Origin of the sequence: Streptomyces sp. Alt3 (genome assembly GCF_030719215.1) — a bacterium.
Classification (GTDB): Bacteria; Actinomycetota; Actinomycetes; order Streptomycetales; family Streptomycetaceae; genus Streptomyces; species Streptomyces glycanivorans.
In genome coordinates, this window is the sequence record NZ_CP120983.1 from 867808 (window position 1) to 885760 (window position 17953).

Sequence of the window (17953 nt, forward strand, 5' to 3'; positions counted from 1 at the left end):
GCCGCCGGGCCCGCCCGTCCCCGCGGCACCGCGAATTCACCTGGTGCCCATGTACGCCTCATGAACGCGACACCGGGGCAGCGCTCCGCCGCCCGACACTTCCTGACGAGTCATGGACATGTCCCTCTCACGACAGGAAGCATCCGTGCGCATGCACCGCTCCTCCCGACTGGCGGCGACCGCCGCCCTCGGCACGGCGCTCATCGCTCTCGTCCCGCTCTCCCCCGCCCAGGCGAGGTCGCTGCCTTCCGTGGGCGCGACGGCGGAGACGGCCGCGCTGTACGACGACGAGGCGGGCGGCAACGCGAACGCCGACGACCCCGCGATCTGGCGCAACGACGCGGACCCCGGACGCAGCCTGGTCGTCGCCACCGCCAAGGAGGGCGGGCTCCGGGTGTACGGGCTGGACGCCTCCCTCGTGCAGACGGTCCCGGCACCGGCGCCCGCGACGGAGGACGACGCGCCGGGCAGGTTCAACAACGTCGACCTCGTGTCCGGGCTCCGCACCCCGGCCGGCCGCGCCGACTTCGCCGTGGTGAGCGACCGGGGCAACGACCGCCTCCGTGTGTACCGTGTCGACCCCTCGCAGCCCGGTGGCCCGCTGAAGGACGTCACGGACCCCGCCGCCGCCCCGGTGTTCTCGTCGGACCAGGCAGAGATCAACGAGCAGCGGACCGCGTACGGCCTCGCCACCTGGCAGGACCGTTCCACCGGGCGGGCGTACGCGCTCGTCAGCCGGCGCAACACCACGGACCTCGCACTGCTGGAGCTGCGGCCGACGGCGGCGGGCACGGTGGGCTACCGTCTGGTGCGGACCCTGTCCCTCCCCTCCTCCTTCCGCCTCCCGGACGGCACCTCGTGGACGCCGTGCGGCGAGCCGGGTGAGCTGCCCCAGGTCGAGGGCATGGTCGTCGACCCGGCGAACGGCATGCTCTACGCCGGCCAGGAGGACGTCGGCATCTGGCGCCTGCCGGCCGGGCTGCGAGGTCGCCCGGTCCTGGTGGACAAGGTGCGGGAGTACGGCGTCCCCGGGACGTACGACCCGGAGACAGAGGAGTGCGCTCCGGGCGCCGATCCGGGCTTCGGCGGCAAGCGGCTCGCGGCCGACGTGGAGGGCCTGACCCTCGTCCGTGAGTCCGGCGGCGACGGCTACCTGATGGCGTCGGGCCAGGGTGACAACTCCTTCGCGCTGTACGACCGCGAGGTCTCCGAGGACAACGAGTACGAGGGCGGCTTCCGTGTGGGCGCCGTCTCGGCCGATCTCGACGGCAGCGAGGAGTGCGACGGTGCCGCCGCGCTCGACGAGCCCCTGGGTGCCCGCTACCCGCACGGCCTGCTCGTGGTCCAGGACGGGCACGAGACCTCCGCGTCGGGCTCCGAGGAGGGCCGGGAGGCGACGGGCTTCAAGTTCGTCGACCTGCGCGCGGTGAAGGACGCGGCGGACCTGTAGCGCGGCCCCAGCCCCTGGCGCGAGCCTTCTTCGGCGGGGCATCGCATAGGCTCGTCGACGATATGAAGAGCTACCTCACGCCCCTGGGGTCCAAGGCCGACAAGGACACCGTGCGGCGCCACAACCTGAGCCTCGTGCTGCGCGCCGTACGGGACGAGGGTGAGGCCGGTGAGGCGACCCGTGCCGGGGTGTCGGCCCGGGTCGGACTCACCCGGGCCGCGGTGTCCTCCCTGGTCGAGCAGCTGCTGGACAGCGGCTTCGTCACGGAGTCGGGCAAGACCTTCAGCGGTCAGGCGGGGCGCCCGGGTACGGCCCTGAAAGTGGCGCGCACCGGGCCCGCCGGACTCGGCGTGGAGATCAACATCGACTACGTGTCGGTGTGCGTCGTGGATCTGGCCGGCACCGGCCGGGTACGGCAGACCGAGCACCTGGACAACCGGGGCGCCCCGCCCGGGGAGGTGCTGGCCCGGGCGGCGGGGATCGCCGCACGCACGCTGGACTCGGCGCGGGAGCAGGATCTGTATCCGGTCGGCACGGCACTCGCACTGCCGGGACTCGTCTCGGGCGGCTCGGTCCGCCAGGCCCCGAACCTGGGCTGGAACCAGGTCGCGGCCGAGGGCCTCTTCGGTGAGGCGCTCGCCGGTCTGCGCCCCGGCACGGCCGCACTGCCCGTGCGCTCGGAGAACGAGGCCAATCTCGCGGCGCTGGCCGAACTGTGGTTCGGCGGGCTCGACACGGTGCGCAGCTTCCTCTACCTGACGGGCGAGATCGGTGTCGGTGGCGCCCTGGTGCTCGACGGCGAACTGCTGCGCGGCGCACACGGTTTCGCCGGGGAGATCGGGCATGTGGTGGTGGACCCGGCGGGCCCGGAGTGCCGGTGCGGTTCACGCGGCTGCCTGGAGCAGTACGCCGGCCAGTCGGCCCTGCTGCGCGCGGCCGGCATCGGTGAGGGAGCCGGCGGCGCCGCCGGTGTGATGGAACTGGAGCGGCGGGCCCAGGCCGGTGACCCGGTGGCGCTGGCCGCCGTGGCCGATGCCGGCCGGATGCTGGGTCAGGTGCTGTCCGGTGCGGTCAATCTGTTCGACCCGGACGCGGTCGTGCTCGGCGGGATATACCGCGGCCTGATGCCGTGGCTCTCGCCGCCCGCCGACGAGGAACTGACGGGCCGTGTGGTGTCCGGCCTCTGGTCCCGGGGCGGCGGCAGGCTCCGCGCGTCGTCCGTCGCGGGTGACGCGGCCCGGGGAGCGGCGGCGCTGGTGATGCAGGATGTGCTCGCCGACCCGGTCGCGTACTCGCGGCCCGCGCCGGCGGACGTCTGACGGCATCCGCCGCCGCTCCGGGGGTGCCCGGTGGTGGTGTGCGGGCACCCCGTGTGTGGTGGGTCAGCGGACGCCGAGGAGGTGTTCCATGGCGAGCTGGTCGAGGGCTTCGAAGGCCATGGAGCGTTCGGCTGCGGTGGTGGCGTCGAAGTTCTCGTAGGCGGAGGTGTCGGCGAGGAGGGCCTTGAGGCCGTCCTCGGCGGTGGGGCGGGCGAGCTCGTGCAGGCGGGAGGCGGTCAGGGCCTCCTGGACGGCCGGGTCGGCGCGGAAGGCCGCGGCGCGCTCCTTGAGGATGAGGTAGTTGCGCATGCAGTTCTTCGCGGACTCCCAGACCCCGTCGATGCCGTCGGTGCGCACGGGCTTGAAGTCGAAGTGCAGCGATCCGTCGTAGCCCGCGGTCTCCAGCAGGTCGACGAGCCAGAACGCCTGGCGCAGGTCCCCGGCGCCGAAACGGAAGTCCTGGTCGTACTTGATACCGGACTGGCCGTTGAGGTCGATGTGGAAGAGCTTGCCCGCCCACAGGGCCTGCGCGATGCCGTGGGGGAAGTTCAGCCCGGCCATCTGCTCGTGGCCGGTCTCCGGGTTCACACCGACCATCTCCGGGCGCTCCAGGCGCTCGATGAAGGCCAGGGCGTGACCGATCGTGGGCAGCAGGATGTCACCACGGGGCTCGTTCGGCTTGGGCTCGATCGCGAACCGCAGGTCGTAGCCCTGCTCGGTGACGTAGTCGCCCAGCAGGTCGAAGGCCTCCTTCATCCGGTCCAGCGCCAGACGCACGTCCTTGGCACCCCCGGACTCCGCACCCTCACGCCCGCCCCAGGCCACATACGTGCTCGCACCGAGCTCGGCGGCCAGATCGATGTTCCGGATCACCTTGCGCAGCGCGAAACGCCGCACGTCACGGTCGTTCGAGGTGAACCCGCCGTCCTTGAACACCGGGTGCGTGAACAGGTTCGTCGTCGCCATCGGGACCTTCATCCCGGTCCGCTCCAACGCGTCCTTGAACCGCCCGACCAGCCGGGCCCGCTCCTTCTCGTCCGACCCGAACGGGATCAGGTCGTCGTCATGGAACGTCACACCGTGCGCACCCAGCTCCGCGAGCCGCTCCACCGACTCCACCGGATCCAGCGCCGGACGCGTCGCGTCACCGAACGGGTCATTGCCACGCCAGCCCACCGTCCACAGACCGAACGTGAACCTGTCCGCGGAAGTGGGAGTGAAGCGTTCGGTCATGGTGTCCGCCTTCGCCTGCCTGGGCTCCGGAGCCGTCGCCAGTACCCCGGGCCTATTTGTTCACTGACATGATTAATTATGCACACGCCACCGCGCCGACGTAACCCCCCGGACGGCGAAACGGGGGCGCCCCTGTTCCGGACGCCCTCGATCACGTAATTTGTTTGTCGCACTCCCAAAACCGGCACCGCCGGAACCCGCACGAGAAGAGGTAGCCCATGCCGCCGCGTACCGTCGTCATCGGCGTGGACAGCTCCACCCAGTCCACCAAGGCTGCAGTCACCGACACCGAGACCGGTGAGCTGCTCGCCGTCGGCCGCGCTCCGCACGTCGTCACCGGCGAGGGCGGTGCCCGCGAGACCGACCCCGAGGTCTGGTGGCTGGCCCTGTGCGACGCCGTCGCGGCCGGGCTCAAGGAGTCAGGGCTCTCCCCGTCCGCCGTGGTCGGCATCGCGGTCGCGGGTCAGCAGCACGGCCTCGTGACCCTCGACCGGGCCGGACGCCCGCTGCGCCCCTCGCTCCTGTGGAACGACACGCGCTCCGCGCCGCAGGCGGCGGCGCTCGTCGCCGAGCTGGGCGGCCCCGAGGCGTGGACCGCGCGCACCGGCACGGTGCCCGTCGCGTCCATGACCGCGACGAAGTGGCGGTGGCTGCGCGAGAACGACCCTGCGAACGCCGAGGCGACGGCGGCGGTGCGGCTGCCCCACGACTTCCTCACGGAGCGGCTCGCGGGTGTCGCCGCGACGGACCCGGGAGACGCGTCGGGCACCTGCTGGTACTCCACCGCGACGGGCGCGTACGACCCGGACCTCCTGGAGCGCCTCGGTCTCGACGTCTCCATGCTGCCGGAGGTCGCCGCGACGGGCGGGACCCGGATCGGCTCCCTGACGGAGTCCGCGGCCGAGGCGCTCGGCCTGCCGGCCGGGATCGCCGTCGCGGCGGGCACCGGGGACAACATGAGCGCCGCCGTGGGCCTGGGCCTGGGCGGCGCGGGACTGCTGGACCACCCCGTCCTGAGCCTCGGCACCTCAGGAACGGTCTTCGCCGCGTCGCGGACACGACCGGCGTCCACGGCCCTCTCCGGCTTCGCCGGCGCCGACGGGACGTACCTCCCGCTGGCCTGCACCCTCAACTGCACCCTGGCGGTCGACAAGGTGGCGGCCCTGCTCGGGCTGCACCGCGACGACGCGACGCCCGGCGGCGAGGCCGTGCTCCTGCCCTACCTGGACGGCGAGCGCACCCCGGACCTGCCCACCTCGTCCGGACTGCTCACGGGGCTCCGCCACGACACCACGCCGCAGCAGCTGCTGGGCGCCGCGTACGAGGGGGCGGCCTTCACCGTGCTGCGGGCGCTCGACGAGCTGCTGCTGGCATGCGGCCTCGACCCTGCCGACCCCGAGGTCGCCGGCCGGCCCCTGCGGCTGATCGGCGGCGGCGCCCAGGGGCGCACCTGGGTGGAGACCGTGCGTCGTCTTTCGGGCCGTCCCCTGATCGTGCCGGGCAGCGGCGAGCTGGTCGCGCTCGGCGCGGCGGCGCTGGCCGCCTCCGCGGCGGGCGGCGGCGACCCGGTCGCCATCGCCACCCGGTGGAACGAGAAGTCCGAGGACGCCGAACTCCCGCCGGTCGAACGGGACACCGAGACGTGGGAGCGCGTCGGTACGGTGCTGGACAAGGCGTCGGAGCCTCTCCTCGGCGGATGAGGCAGGACCCCGAAATCGCGCCTCGCGCACGTGTTTTGGGGATGACCGCGGATCTTCAATAGGATCCGGCGATGATCATAAGAAAACGGCTGACGGCCGGGGTGTGCGTTCTGCTCGCCACCCTGGCCGCCGGGCTCGGTACCGCCCTCCCGGCCGCCGCCGACGAACCTTCCGCCGCCGCGTCGCCCAAGGTCGAACTGGTCCTTGACGTCAGCGGCTCCATGCGCACCCGGGACATGGACGGCGAGTCCCGGATATCCGCCGCCAAGCAGGCGTTCAACGACGTCCTGGACGCGGTGCCCGAAGAGGTGGAGCTCGGCATCCGCACGCTCGGCGCCGACTACCCGGGCGACGACCGGAAGGTCGGCTGCAAGGACACCAAGCAGCTCTACCCGGTCGGCCCGCTCGACCGCACCGAGGCCAAGACCGCCGTCGCCACCCTGGCGCCGACCGGCTGGACCCCGATCGGCCCCGCCCTGCTCGGTGCCGCCGACGACCTCGACGGCGGGGACGCCACCCGGCGGATCGTCCTGATCACCGACGGCGAGGACACCTGCGGCCCGCTCGACCCCTGCGAGGTCGCGCGTGACATCGCCGCACGGGGGATCCACCTGGTCATCGACACGCTGGGCCTGGTGCCCAACGCCAAGATCCGGCAGCAGCTGACCTGCATCGCCGAGGCCACCGGCGGTACCTACACCGCGGTCCAGAACACCGATGAACTCTCGGGCCGCGTGAAGCAGTTGGTCGACCGGGCCGCCGAGCCCGTCGTCACCCCCGTGGCGACCGAGGGCGCGGGCAGCTGTGCCTCGGCCCCGGAGCTTCAGGCAGGGCTCTACACGGACCGTCAGGAGATCGGCAAGCACCGCTGGTACCGGGTGAACGTCCTGCCCGGCCAGGAGCTGCGCGCCTCGGCGAGTGTGGCGGCGGACCGCGCCGTGGACAACGACTACGGGATCCTGCTGCGTGCCGTGACCGCGCACGGGCGCGAGATCGTCCGGGGCGCGGAGTCCGGCACAGGGCGTACGGACGCCATCTCCACCGGGCTGCGCTACCCGAAGCCCGAACAGGACGACGCAGACGTCTCCGACGGCGATGTGAAGCCCGCCGCCGAGGCCGTGTGCCTCCAGCTGAGCAACTCCTTCTCGGCGCCCGCGTCCGTGAAGACAACGCCCGGCATGCCCGTCGAGCTGACCATCGACCTGGTGGAGGCTCCCGACGAGTCGGCCGACGTCGCCGCGTTCGGCCTGGCCCGCGGCTGGTGGCTGCTGGGCGTCATGGTTCTGACCGGACTGATCGCCGGCCTGCTGTTCGGCTGGATCTCGCGCTGGCGCGTCGCCGTATGGAGGACCAACTGATGCGTGACACCCGCAGAAACACCCTGAGGCGCGGAGGCGTCGGCGCGCTGCTGGCGGCCGTCACCCTGCTCACCTCGGCGGGTGCCGCGGTAGCCGACGACCCGTCACCGAGCGCGAGCACGGCGGACGGCGAGAGCGCCGGGCCGACGGAGGCCGGCACGACCTTCCGCACCGCCACGGCGATCCAGCAGGGGCAGAAGGCCACGGCGGACGCCTCCACGGGTGACTACCTGTACTGGGCCTTCCCCGCCGACTCCGGGCAGCGCCCAACCGTCCGGGCGAAGGTGAGCCTGCCGGAGAGCGCGACCCGCCACGGCGCGTCCACCTGGCAGGTCGACGTTTACGACGGGCTCCGCCGCAGGCAGGCCTGCATGTACGGGCACCAGACCAGGAAGGCGGCGCCGGACGCGGGCACCGTCGAGCTGTCCTGCGTGCTGCGCACCGTGCGCGCCTGGTCGGAGCCGTGGGCGTCCGACCCGCTGCCCGGCAGCTACTACGTACGCCTGACGGTGGTCGGTCTGGCCGAGGAGGACCTCGGTCTTCCCGTCCACGTCGAGACCCAGGTCGATTCGGTCGACCAGGGCGGCGCCGCCGACGTGGACGGCGCCCTCTCCGAACCCATGGTGCCGGGCGCGTCCGCCGTCTCGGCCAAGGGCGGCAGCGCCCCGGCGAGCACCGAACCGGAGGACGGCTGGTCCTCCGGCTGGTGGACCAGCCGCTGGCTGTGGACCGTCGGAGGCGGCGTACTGGCCGCGCTGGCCGGGGTGTTCGGCTACGGCCTCACCCGCGGCAACGGCCGCCCCTCCCGGGTACCGCCGGGCGTCTGACCGCGAGGCGCACCACGGTTCGAGGGCCGCAGGCAACCGTCTGCGGCCCTCCGTCGTACCCGGCCCGGGCGCCGGCGGCCTTCCCGTCGAACTCATGGCCGACTGACGTTAGGCTCGGCAACTCACTTACCGGGTACGGAAGATGACAGGAGTCTCCATGTCCACGGAAACCGGTGCGGCCCTCGACGCCGAACCGAGCGGCCACCGGATCGTCCAGGGTCCGCGAGGCCTACCCTTACTGGGGAGCCTGCCCCGGTTCGGCAGGAACCCCCTCGCCTTCTTCGAGCAGCTGCGCGGCTACGGGGACATGGTGAGCTGGCGCTTCGGCCGCAACGACTGCCTCTTCGTCGCCGACCCCGAGTGCATCGGCGAGCTGCTCACCGAGACGGAGCGCACCTTCGACCAGCCGCTGCTGGGCATCGCCTTCCGTACGGTCATGGGCAACGGCGTGGTGGTGGCGCGCGGCGCCGACTGGCGGCGCAAACGGTCGCTGGTACAGCCCTCGGTGCGCCCCAAGCAGGTGAAGTCGTACGCCTCCACGATGACGTCGTGCGCGGTGGAGCTGGCCGACAACTGGTCGCCCGGCGCACGCGTCGACATCAAGCGGGAGATGGCGACCCTCACGCAGAGGATCGCCGTGCGCACCATCTTCGGGGTGGACACACCGGCCGACGCGGAGTCGATGGGCAAGGCCATGGACGTCGCCCAGCAGGAGATCGGCAAGGAGTTCAGCGGCCTCGGCGCCGTCCTTCCCGACTGGGTGCCGACTCCCGGGCGGGCCAGGATCAAGAAGGCCGCGGCGGTGATCGACGCCGAGGTCGGGCGCGTGGTGGCCCGTCACCGCGACGGGGACGGGGAGCGCCCCGACCTGCTGAGCCGACTGCTCACCGCGGTGGACGAGACGGGGGCACACCTCTCCGACAAGGAGATCCGCGACGAGACCGTCACGCTGTACATCGGCGGTCACGAGACGACCAGTTCCACCCTGGTGTGGGCCTGGTACCTGCTGTCCCGCAACCCGCGGGCGCGGGCGGCACTGGCCGAGGAGCTGGACAGGGTCCTCGGCGACCGGGAGCCGGGGATCGAGGACTACGCACAACTGACATACGCCCAGGCGGTGGTGAAGGAGACCCTGCGGCTGTATCCGACGATCTGGCTGGTCACCGGGGTCGCCAAGGAGGGGGCCAGGCTCGGCGGCCTGCCCGTGCCGGAGGGCACGCGGGTGTGGAGCAGCCAGTGGGCCACGCACCGGGACGGGCGCTGGTTCCGGGAACCCGAGGTGTTCCGCCCGGAGCGCTGGGACGCGCAGGAGGGCGACGACATCCCGGAGTACGCCTGGTACCCGTTCGGCGGCGGCCCCCGGGTCTGCCTCGGTACGCGCTTCGCGATGGTCGAGGCGGTGCTCGTCCTCGCCGTCCTGGCGCGCCGTTTCGAACTGGAGGTGGACCCTGGCACCGTGAACCCCGTGCCGACGCTGACGCTGCAGCCGGACCGGGAGGTCATGGCCACCGTACGGGCGCGCTGAACGCGCCCACGGGTGAAGCCGACCGGGAACAGTTGACCTCAACTTTGCTTGAGGTCCTAGCGTGCCATGCGTACCGACCGACTCCGGAGGCACCGCATGGACATGGAAGTAACCGCGTGGCATTCACTGCACAGCGCGATGAACGCACAGAAGGACCGCAGGCCCTTCTCCAGGGCCACACTGCACCGCATCGCGGCGTTCGCCCGGCCGCACCGGAGCAGGATCGTCCGCTTCCTTCTCCTCAGTGTGGTCACCGCCCTGCTGGCGGTGGCGACACCGGTGCTGGCGGGACGGGTCGTGGACGCGATCGTGCGGGGCGGGGACGGTGGAACGGTCACCGGGCTCGCCCTGCTCATCGCCCTGATCGCCGTCGCGGAGGCGGGCCTCGGGCTCCTCACCCGGTGGCTGTCCGCGACCCTCGGTGAGGGGCTGATCCTCGATCTGCGCACCGCCGTGTTCGACCACGTGCAACGGATGCCCGTCGCCTTCTTCACCCGTACCAGGACCGGCGCACTGGTCAGCCGGCTCAACAACGACGTGATCGGCGCGCAGAGGGCGTTCAGCAACACGCTCTCCGGTGTCGTCTCCAATCTCGTCACCCTGCTGTTGACCCTGGCGGTGATGCTGACGCTCTCCTGGCAGATCACGCTGCTGGCCCTGGTGCTGCTGCCGGTGTTCGTCGCCCCCGCCCGCCGGCTGGGCACCCGGATGGCCGGCCTCCAGCGGGAGGCCGCCGACCACAACTCCACCATGGGCACCCGGATGACCGAGCGCTTCTCGGCGCCGGGCGCGACGCTCGTCAAGCTCTTCGGACGCCCCGCCGACGAGTCCGCCGAATTCGCCGCCCGTGCGAGCAGGGTGCGCGACATCGGCGTCCGTACGGCGATGCTCCAGTCCACCTTCATCACGGCGCTCACCCTGGTGTCGGCACTGGCCCTCGCCCTGGTCTACGGGCTGGGAGGGCACTTCGCGCTGACGGGCAGCCTGGAGCCGGGGGCCGTCGTGGCCCTGGCCCTGCTCCTCACCAGGCTCTACGCGCCCCTGACGGCACTGGCGGGATCCCGGGTCGAGGTGATGAGCGCCCTGGTCAGCTTCGAGCGGGTCTTCGAGATCCTCGACCTGAAGCCCCTGATCGCCGAGAAGCCCGACGCCCGCCGCGTCCCGGACGGACCGGTGTCCGTGGAGTTCGACGGCGTCTCCTTCGGATATCCGTCCGCCGACAAGGTCTCTCTCGCCTCACTCGAAGAGGTCGCGACCCTCGCCCCGGGGGACGGCGTGCAGGTGCTGCACGATGTCTCCTTCACCGCGGAGCCGGGCCGGATGATCGCCCTTGTCGGCTCCTCCGGGGCCGGGAAGTCGACGATCGCGCAACTGCTCCCCCGGCTGTACGACACCGACGCGGGCACCGTACGGCTGAACGGTGTCGACGTACGCGATCTGACGGCCGACTCGATCCGCGAGACGCTCGGCATGGTCACCCAGGACGGGCACCTCTTCCACGAGTCGGTACGCGCCAATCTGCTGCTCGCCCGGCCGGAGGCGACCGAGGAGGACATCTGGGACGCGCTGCGCCGTTCCCGTCTGGACGGCCTGGTGGCGTCACTGCCCGAGGGCCTGGACACGGTGGTCGGCGAGCGCGGCTACCGGCTCTCGGGCGGCGAACGCCAGCGGCTCACCATCGCCCGCCTCCTGCTGGCCCGTCAGCGGGTGGTGATCCTGGACGAGGCGACCGCGCATCTGGACTCCACCTCGGAGGCGGCGGTCCAGGAGGCGCTGGCCGAGGCGCTGGAGGGCCGCACTGCCGTGGTGATCGCCCACCGGCTGTCGACGGTCCGGGCCGCCGATCTGATCCTGGTCGTCGAGGCCGGCCGGGTCGTCGAGCGGGGTACGCACGAGGAGCTGCTGGCCGTCGGAGGACGGTACGAGGAGCTGCACCGCACCCAGTTCGAACGTCCGGGGGCCGCCGAGGGCCGGCCGGTGCACTGATCCCATGGCACGGGCTCGCACGGCTCCCGCCCTCTACCCCCGGGCGAAACATTGATACATACTGCGGATGCTTGTTTCACACCGAGGAGGGAAGCCGATGGACATCGACGAGGCACGGACACGTTTCGCGGCCCTGCGCGCCGAACCGTCCGCCGTCCCGGCCGGGGAACTCGACGCCGTGTGGGCCGCGTTGCCGGCCGTGCGCGTGGAGGAGATCCTCGGCGCGTGGCGGGGAGGCGAGTTCGACACCGGACATCCGCTCAACGGCCGCCTGCGGAAGTCCGGCTGGTACGGCAAGACCTTCCTCTCCGCCGACGACGCCAAGCCGCTGGTCATGCGCGGGGAGGACGGCGAGCTGTACAGCGACACCCGGCTCGGCAAGGGCGAGGCCAGTCTGTGGATGGTCGAGTTCCGGGGCGAGTCGACGGCCACCATGGTCTACGACGGCCAACCGGTACTGGACCACTTCAAGGCGGTCGACGAGCACACCCTCATGGGCGTCATGAACGGCAAGGGCGTCGGAGCGGACGGCCCGTTCTTCTACTTCGTCCTCGACCGGGTCCCGGCGGAGACACGACCGTAGGGACAAGGAGCCGGAGGTGAGGATCAAAGCAGCAGTGGTCGAGGCGGTGGGTGCCGGATTCGCCCTCCAGGACATCGACATCGCGGACCCCGAGGGCCACGAGGTCCTCGTGGAGGTGAGGGCGTCCGGCCTCTGCCACACCGATCTCACCGCAGCCGCCCACGGCCTCGCGGACTTCCCGCCGCCCGTGGTCCTGGGACACGAGATGGCCGGTGTGGTCGTCGCGACCGGCTCCCGGGCCCGGGCGTTCGGCGCGGGGGACCATGTCGTGGGCTGTCTCGTCCAGTGGTGCGGCGGCTGCCCGGCGTGCCTCGACGGCCGGGTGTACCAGTGCGGCCGTCCCGGGACCACGCTGCGGGACCCCGGGAAGCAGGGGCCACGGCTCAGCCGCGCCGGCCGTCCCGTCACGCAGGGCATGGGCCTGGGCGGCTTCGCCCAACGGGCCCTCGTCCACGAGAACCAGCTGACGACCGTCCCGCGCGGGGTTCCCTTCGCCCAGGCAGCCCTGCTGGGCTGCGGGGTCCTGACGGGCGCGGGATCCGTCCTCAACGGCGCGCGGGTCCGGCCGGGCGAGAGTGTGGCCGTGATCGGCGTGGGGGGCGTCGGGCTCAACGCGATCGGCGCGGCCCGGATCGCGGGTGCCTCGCCGATCATCGCGGTCGACGTGCGGGACGGCGTCCTGCGGCGTGCGCGCGCCTTCGGCGCCACGGACGTGGTCAACTCCGCGTCCACGGACGCCGTGGCGGCCGTCCGCGAGCTGACGGGCGGCGGGGTGCGGCACGCCCTCGACGTGGTGGGTGTCGCGGCGACGACGGAACAGGCGCTGCGCATGACGGCTCTCGGGGGTGGCGTCCACCTCGTGGGCCTGGCCGCCGGCCGGGCGCACCTGAAGCTGTCCCTGCCCCGGCTGCTGCTGGAGCAGAAGCGGATCCAGGGCCTCGTGATGGGATCGGGCAACCCCCGGCGTGACATCCCCCGGTACGCCGACCTGTATCTGAGCGGGCGTATGAACCTCGACGACCTGGTGTCCCGGCGGATCGCGCTGGACGAGATCGACGCCGGTTACGCCGCCCTCCGGGACCCGGACGTCGCACGGGTGGTCATCACGTCCTTCTGAACCCGCGCGGGGTGTGCGCGACGGCGCGAGGACGGGCTGCCGGCCGGTGCGTCGACGGCCTGTCGTCGTTGCGCGCTTTCGGGGCCCGCTCGTAACGTGACGGATGTCCGTCGCACCGGCCGACCAGGCCGGTGGCCTGCCCGGTCGGTGGCGGCGGGCCCGGCCGCCCTCGGGAACGGCCGGCCCGATCAGCCAGCCCCACCGATGGAACCAGGTACGAATGAGTGAGTCACAGTCCGCCGCCGGCGCATGGCACCGGCCGATGGTCGCCCGCCTCTCCAGTGAGAAACACCGCGCGGCGACCGCGCTCGAGCTGTTCTTCGACCTGTGTTTCGTCACCGCCGTCGCCCAGGCGTCGGGAGCCTTCGAGCACGAACTCGCCGAAGGCCGCATCGCCCACGGGATCCTCGGCTACGCGATGGTGTTCTTCGCGATCTGGTGGGCCTGGATGAACTTCACCTGGTTCGCCTCCGCCTACGACACCGACGACGTCCCGTACCGGCTGCTCACACTGGTGCAGATCGCCGGTGCGCTCGTCCTGGCCGCAGGCGCGGCGGATGCCCTGGAGCACGAGGACTTCACCGTCATCACCTGGGGCTACGTCATCATGCGGCTCGCCATGGTCACCCAGTGGCTGCGCGCCGCCCGCTCCGATCCCGAGCACCGGAGCTGCTGCCTGCGCTACGCGGCCGGCATCCTGGTCGTGCAGATCGGCTGGATCGCCCGTCTGGCCCTGCCCGACGACTGGGGGCTGCCGCTCTTCGCGGTCCTGGTCGTCGCGGAGCTCGCCGTCCCCGTCTGGGCGGAGACCGCGGGCAACACCACCTGGCACCCGCACCACATCGCCGAACGCTACGGCCTGTTCACCCTGATCGTCCTCGGCGAGACCATCACCGCGGCGACGGTGGCCGTGCGTACCGCCCTCGACGGCGAGACGGCACTCGGGGACATCGCGACCCTCGTCGTCGGCGGGCTGCTGACCGTCTTCGCCCTGTGGTGGCTCTACTTCGCCCAGAACGCCCCACGCAGGCTGACGAACCTGAGGTCCGCGATCCTCTGGGGTTACGGCCATTACGCCGTCTTCGCGTCGGCCGCCGCCGTGGGTGCCGGGCTGGCCCTGGGCGTCGCCCACACCACCGGTCACGGCCATCTCTCCGACCACGCCGCCGCGGCGGCGTTCACCGTCCCGGTGGCGGTGTTCATCACCCTGGTCTGGGTGCTGCACCACCGGGGCGCCGAGATCCGCAGCCGGAACGACCTCATCCACCCACCGGCCGTCATCGCGGTGCTGGCGATGACGTTCACCCCGAGCCCGGTCCTCGCCACGGGAGCCGTCGCCGCCGCGCTGGTCGCCGCGACACTGGTCGTGGCGGCGCGTGCGCGCGGCGGGGCTGACCTCTCGGAGGGCTGACGCGCACCGGCCCCTCAGATCGCCCCGGCCAGCGCGGCGAGGCCCGGCCCGTCGAGGTCGTCCAGAGCGACCCGTCGTCGGGAGACGGCCAGGAGCAGCGAAAGCACGGGCCCGCTCACCTCGGGCCCCTCACCGATCGACAGGTCGGCGTCCGAGGCCGTCAGCCGGGTGTGCGCCACGATCTCCCTGGCCCCGCCGAAGGAGGCCGGAGTCCGGACCTGCAGACGCAGCGACCGGACGACGGCCTCCTCCGGGTAGGAGCGGACGATTCCCAGCGGCCGGCGAATGTCCTCTCCGTGCACGATTTCCTCCACCAGCCGGCTGTCGAGGGGCGCCGGTGGGGTCGACGTGCGCGCCGCGGCCTGCCGCAGCCGCTCCAGCGTCTCCCGCGGCGAGGCGCCACGTGCGCGCTCGACACCGCGGGCGTTCTGACGGTCGAAGTCGAACCGCGCCCGGGCGAGACCGGCCAGGAAGCCCAGGCGTGTCGTCCGGGCCGTGTCGACCAGGTGGGCGACGACGTCGTGCACGGTCCACTCCGCGCAGAGCGACGGCTCCTCCCACCGCCCCTCGTCGAGGCGTTCGAGGTCCCCGATGAGCACCGCACGCTCCGCGTGGACCATCGGCCAGACATCTTCCACGGCTACCTCCTCGACCGGGTGCACCCTCCACCACGGCAGACTCAACAGATCCCGGGAACTCATCGGTCCAGTCCGCCGCGGCGTCCATGCCATCAGGTGAAGCGCAGCTCCGCCGGGTGCACCGCGCGCCGAAGGAGCGGCAACGACGTCGCCGCCGCCAGCAGGCAGGCCGCGTAGACCGTCACGGGGACGAGCAGCGGCAGCAGGGGCACGGGGGCGGTGACCACGACCATGGCGTACCCCACGTACACCACGGTGCCTCCGAGCCCAGCGAGCAGGAGTGCGGGGGCCAGCGGAAGGGCGGTCTCCAGGAGCGCCGCCTCGGCCAGGACCCTGTGGGGCACCCCGGCCGCGGCCTGGGCGGCCAGCCCCCTGCGCCGGGTCGCCAGCGACTCGGCCGCACCCACGGCGAGTGCGCAGGCGCTGATCGCCAGGGCGATCAGCACGGCGGCTCCGGCGAGGTCGATTCCCGTGGTGTAGAAGGCCAGGTCCACCGGGCGGTAATAGTCCGTCAGCGTGTCGAGCAGGATCGCGCGCACTCCGACGAAGCCCACGGCGACAACGGTGACGAGCAGCAGCGCCGCATGGGTGCGCGCGGCGGCCCACGGGTCGTGCGCGAGGCGGCTCGCCGCGATGAGCACCGCCGGGCGCTTCGCCCGGCGGCTGAGGGTGCGGCCGATGAACGCCGCCGACGCGCCTGCCGCCCAGATCGCACCGGCTCCGGTGAGGAGCACCAGCGCCAGTACCAGCAGCACGGGCGGCGTCACGCGGGGGCCGACCGGGAACAGGAGGAGCAGTGCGGACATGGCGATCAGGGCGACAGCGAGCAGGAAACCGAGTGCCGCCCGTCGTCCCGGGCCCGGAACCGTCCTGCGCGCGTGCTCGAGGGGCGAGGCCACGACGTGACGGAGGGCGAGGGCACTCACCAGCGCAGCGGCCACCGGCACGGCCAGGACGACGGCGGTGAAGCCTGCCCAGGCCCCAGGGCGCGGGCTGTGCCCCGTCGCGGCGAGCAGCACCAGGAACACGGCGAATCCGGCCGACGAACCGGCCAGGCAGGCGAACGCGGACTCCACGGCGGCAATCCTGCGCACCTGCCCCGGGGACGCCCCGGCGAGCTGCAGGCCGGCCATCCGCCGGTAGCGGTGGACAGCGCCGATACGCGCGCACTGGCCGAGGAACCCGAGCACGGGTACGAGCAGGAGCACGAGGGTGAACACCACCCCGGCACGCTCGCCGGGCCGGTCCAGGAGGCCGTGTGCGTAAGGGATCGACACCTGGCCGGACACCGCGGCGACGGTCACGGCGGCGAGCGCGAAGCCCGTGGCGAGCAGGGCGCCGATCAGCGTGAGCGAGGCTCTCCACCACTCACGGCGTTCCGAGCCGCGCGCGAGGATCCAGGCGATGCGGATGTCAGCCTTCATGGCGGGCCGCCTTCTGGATGACGACGTCGTCCGAGCCGGGGTGGAGGACCCCGTCGCTCATTCCCACCTCGCGGTCCGCGTACGCCGCGACCTGCGCGTCGTGGGTGATCAGCAGTACCGCCGTGGCCGACTCGCGCGCCGTGTGCACGAGAGCGGTCATCACCTGTTCCCCGGCCAGCGTGTCGAGGGCCCCGGTCGGTTCGTCCGCGAAGACCACGCGGGGGCCGGTGACCAGCGCCCGTGCCAGTGCGACCCGTTGGCTCTGACCGCCACTCATCTCTCCTGGACGGAGTGCCGCCTGGCCCCTGACGCCGAAGCGCTCCAGCCACTCCCCCGCCTGCTGTTGTGCCGGACCGCGGCGCATGCCGGCGAGCAGCAGCGGCAGCGCAACGTTGTCCAGCGCGGTGAGCTCGGGGATGAGCTGACCGAACTGGAACACGACTCCGAAGTCGCTGCGGCGCAGCTCGCCGAGCCGGCCCTCGGACAGCAGGCCGAGCTGTTCGCTCCCGTAGGTGACAGTGCCCTCGTCCGGACGCACGATCCCCGAAAGGCAGTGCAGCAAGGTGGACTTGCCGCTGCCGCTCGCCCCGGTGACGGCCAGGATCTCGCCCTCGCGGAGTTCCAGGGACACGCCCCGTAGCGCCTCGGTCCTTCCGTACGACTTCCTCAGCCCGTGCGCCGAGATCAGCGCGGACGACTCCGGGGAGTGCCGTTCTTCCCGTGTGCTCATGCTGCGTTGACCTCCGCTGTGAGGGTGTCGATGCGAGCCGTCGTGGTGGTCATCCACCGCACGTCGGCGTCGAGATGGGCGAGGGCGTAGTCGGCGGACAGGACTGTGCTGAGGTCGGCGCCCGGCGCGGTCTTGAGCGCGGTGAGCTCGCGCATCCGCTCCATGTGGGCGGCGCGCTGGGCCCTCAGATGCGCGGCGGCGTCCGGCTTCCGCCCGTCGGGTCCTGTCGGTGCTCCGGCTGCGGCGACGAGGATCGAGACGACGACCTTGGCGAAGATCTCGTTCGTCACGAAGGGGGCCGGGGCGGTGATCTCGTCCGTCCAGAGGGCCAGTTCGCGTGAACCCTCGTCCGTCGAGCGGTAGAGGGTGCGCTCCGGACCGCCGTCGGAATCGGTGCCGTCGACCGCCGCCAGTCCGTCCCGGACCAGGCGCTGCAGCGTCGTGTAGACCTGCCCGTACGCGAGCGGGCGGGCCTGAGGGAAACGTGAATCGTACTGCCGCTTCAGGTCGTAGCCGTGGCAGGGACCGGCAGCGAGCAGCCCCAGGAGGACGTGTCGGGTGCTCATGTGCTGACTATATCCTCAGTACATGTACTGAGTGAATAGCGAGGATGGAGTCAGCCGCCGCGGCCGGTGCCGCGGCGGCTGACGGG

Annotated in this window: 15 protein-coding genes; 10 read left to right on the forward strand and 5 right to left on the reverse strand. The window is 72.2% G+C overall.

The genetic code is table 11. The features are described 5' to 3' along the window. The first annotated feature begins 145 nt into the window (after window positions 1-145). Window positions 146-1450, forward strand: coding sequence for a phytase (locus P8A20_RS03960; protein WP_306105108.1), 1305 nt, complete (start codon window positions 146-148; stop codon window positions 1448-1450). Window positions 1451-1512: 62 nt separating this feature from the next. Continuing rightward, window positions 1513-2769: an ROK family protein gene (locus P8A20_RS03965; RefSeq protein ID WP_147961078.1), complete on the forward strand. Its 1257-nt coding sequence runs from the start codon at window positions 1513-1515 to the stop codon at window positions 2767-2769. A 63-nt stretch (window positions 2770-2832) separates the two neighbouring features. On the opposite strand, the gene xylA is transcribed toward P8A20_RS03965, so the two are convergent. Then, entirely contained in the window at window positions 2833-4002 is a 1170-nt protein-coding gene (gene xylA, locus P8A20_RS03970; RefSeq protein ID WP_306102858.1) for a xylose isomerase, read from the reverse strand. A gap of 218 nt (window positions 4003-4220) precedes the next feature. Here xylA and xylB point away from each other — a divergent pair, with 218 nt between their 5' ends. From xylB to P8A20_RS04010, 8 genes are all read left to right on the forward strand, one after another. Further along, window positions 4221-5702 carry a xylulokinase gene (xylB, locus tag P8A20_RS03975; protein WP_306102859.1) on the forward strand — a complete coding sequence of 494 codons (1482 nt, stop codon included), beginning with the start codon at window positions 4221-4223 and terminating at the stop codon, window positions 5700-5702. A gap of 71 nt (window positions 5703-5773) precedes the next feature. Continuing rightward, entirely contained in the window at window positions 5774-7060 is a 1287-nt protein-coding gene (locus P8A20_RS03980) for a VWA domain-containing protein (protein WP_306102860.1), read from the forward strand. Next, complete coding sequence (locus tag P8A20_RS03985) at window positions 7060-7887, forward strand: hypothetical protein (protein ID WP_306102861.1); 828 nt, start codon at window positions 7060-7062, stop codon at window positions 7885-7887. Before P8A20_RS03980 ends, P8A20_RS03985 begins: the two co-directional genes overlap by 1 nt. Window positions 7888-8044: 157 nt before the next feature. Continuing rightward, complete coding sequence (locus tag P8A20_RS03990) at window positions 8045-9412, forward strand: cytochrome P450 (RefSeq protein ID WP_147961438.1); 1368 nt, start codon at window positions 8045-8047, stop codon at window positions 9410-9412. Between the two features lie 96 nt (window positions 9413-9508). Next, a complete protein-coding gene (locus P8A20_RS03995) occupies window positions 9509-11398 on the forward strand; it encodes an ABC transporter ATP-binding protein (protein WP_147961439.1) in 1890 nt (629 codons plus the stop codon). Between the two features lie 97 nt (window positions 11399-11495). Further along, on the forward strand, window positions 11496-11981 hold the full coding sequence (locus P8A20_RS04000; protein ID WP_147961440.1) for a DUF4334 domain-containing protein: 486 nt from the start codon (window positions 11496-11498) through the stop codon (window positions 11979-11981). Window positions 11982-11997: 16 nt separating this feature from the next. Next, window positions 11998-13098, forward strand: a complete 1101-nt coding sequence (locus tag P8A20_RS04005; protein WP_261988833.1) for a zinc-binding dehydrogenase — start codon at window positions 11998-12000, stop codon at window positions 13096-13098. A 220-nt stretch (window positions 13099-13318) separates the two neighbouring features. Further along, window positions 13319-14509 (forward strand): low temperature requirement protein A, encoded by a 1191-nt coding sequence (locus tag P8A20_RS04010; RefSeq protein WP_147961441.1) that lies wholly within the window; start codon window positions 13319-13321, stop codon window positions 14507-14509. 14 nt (window positions 14510-14523) lie between these two features. On the opposite strand, the gene P8A20_RS04015 is transcribed toward P8A20_RS04010, so the two are convergent. From P8A20_RS04015 to P8A20_RS04030, 4 genes are all read right to left on the reverse strand, one after another. Next, window positions 14524-15129: a maleylpyruvate isomerase family mycothiol-dependent enzyme gene (locus tag P8A20_RS04015; RefSeq protein ID WP_306105109.1), complete on the reverse strand. Its 606-nt coding sequence runs from the start codon at window positions 15127-15129 to the stop codon at window positions 14524-14526. A 110-nt stretch (window positions 15130-15239) separates the two neighbouring features. Continuing rightward, on the reverse strand, window positions 15240-16571 hold the full coding sequence (locus tag P8A20_RS04020; RefSeq protein ID WP_306102862.1) for an ABC transporter permease: 1332 nt from the start codon (window positions 16569-16571) through the stop codon (window positions 15240-15242). Continuing rightward, window positions 16561-17301, reverse strand: coding sequence for an ABC transporter ATP-binding protein (locus P8A20_RS04025; protein WP_147959153.1), 741 nt, complete (start codon window positions 17299-17301; stop codon window positions 16561-16563). The genes P8A20_RS04020 and P8A20_RS04025 overlap by 11 nt, the downstream gene beginning before the upstream one ends. Further along, window positions 17298-17867: a PadR family transcriptional regulator gene (locus tag P8A20_RS04030; RefSeq protein WP_147959152.1), complete on the reverse strand. Its 570-nt coding sequence runs from the start codon at window positions 17865-17867 to the stop codon at window positions 17298-17300. The genes P8A20_RS04025 and P8A20_RS04030 overlap by 4 nt, the downstream gene beginning before the upstream one ends. Window positions 17868-17953: the final 86 nt, after the last annotated feature.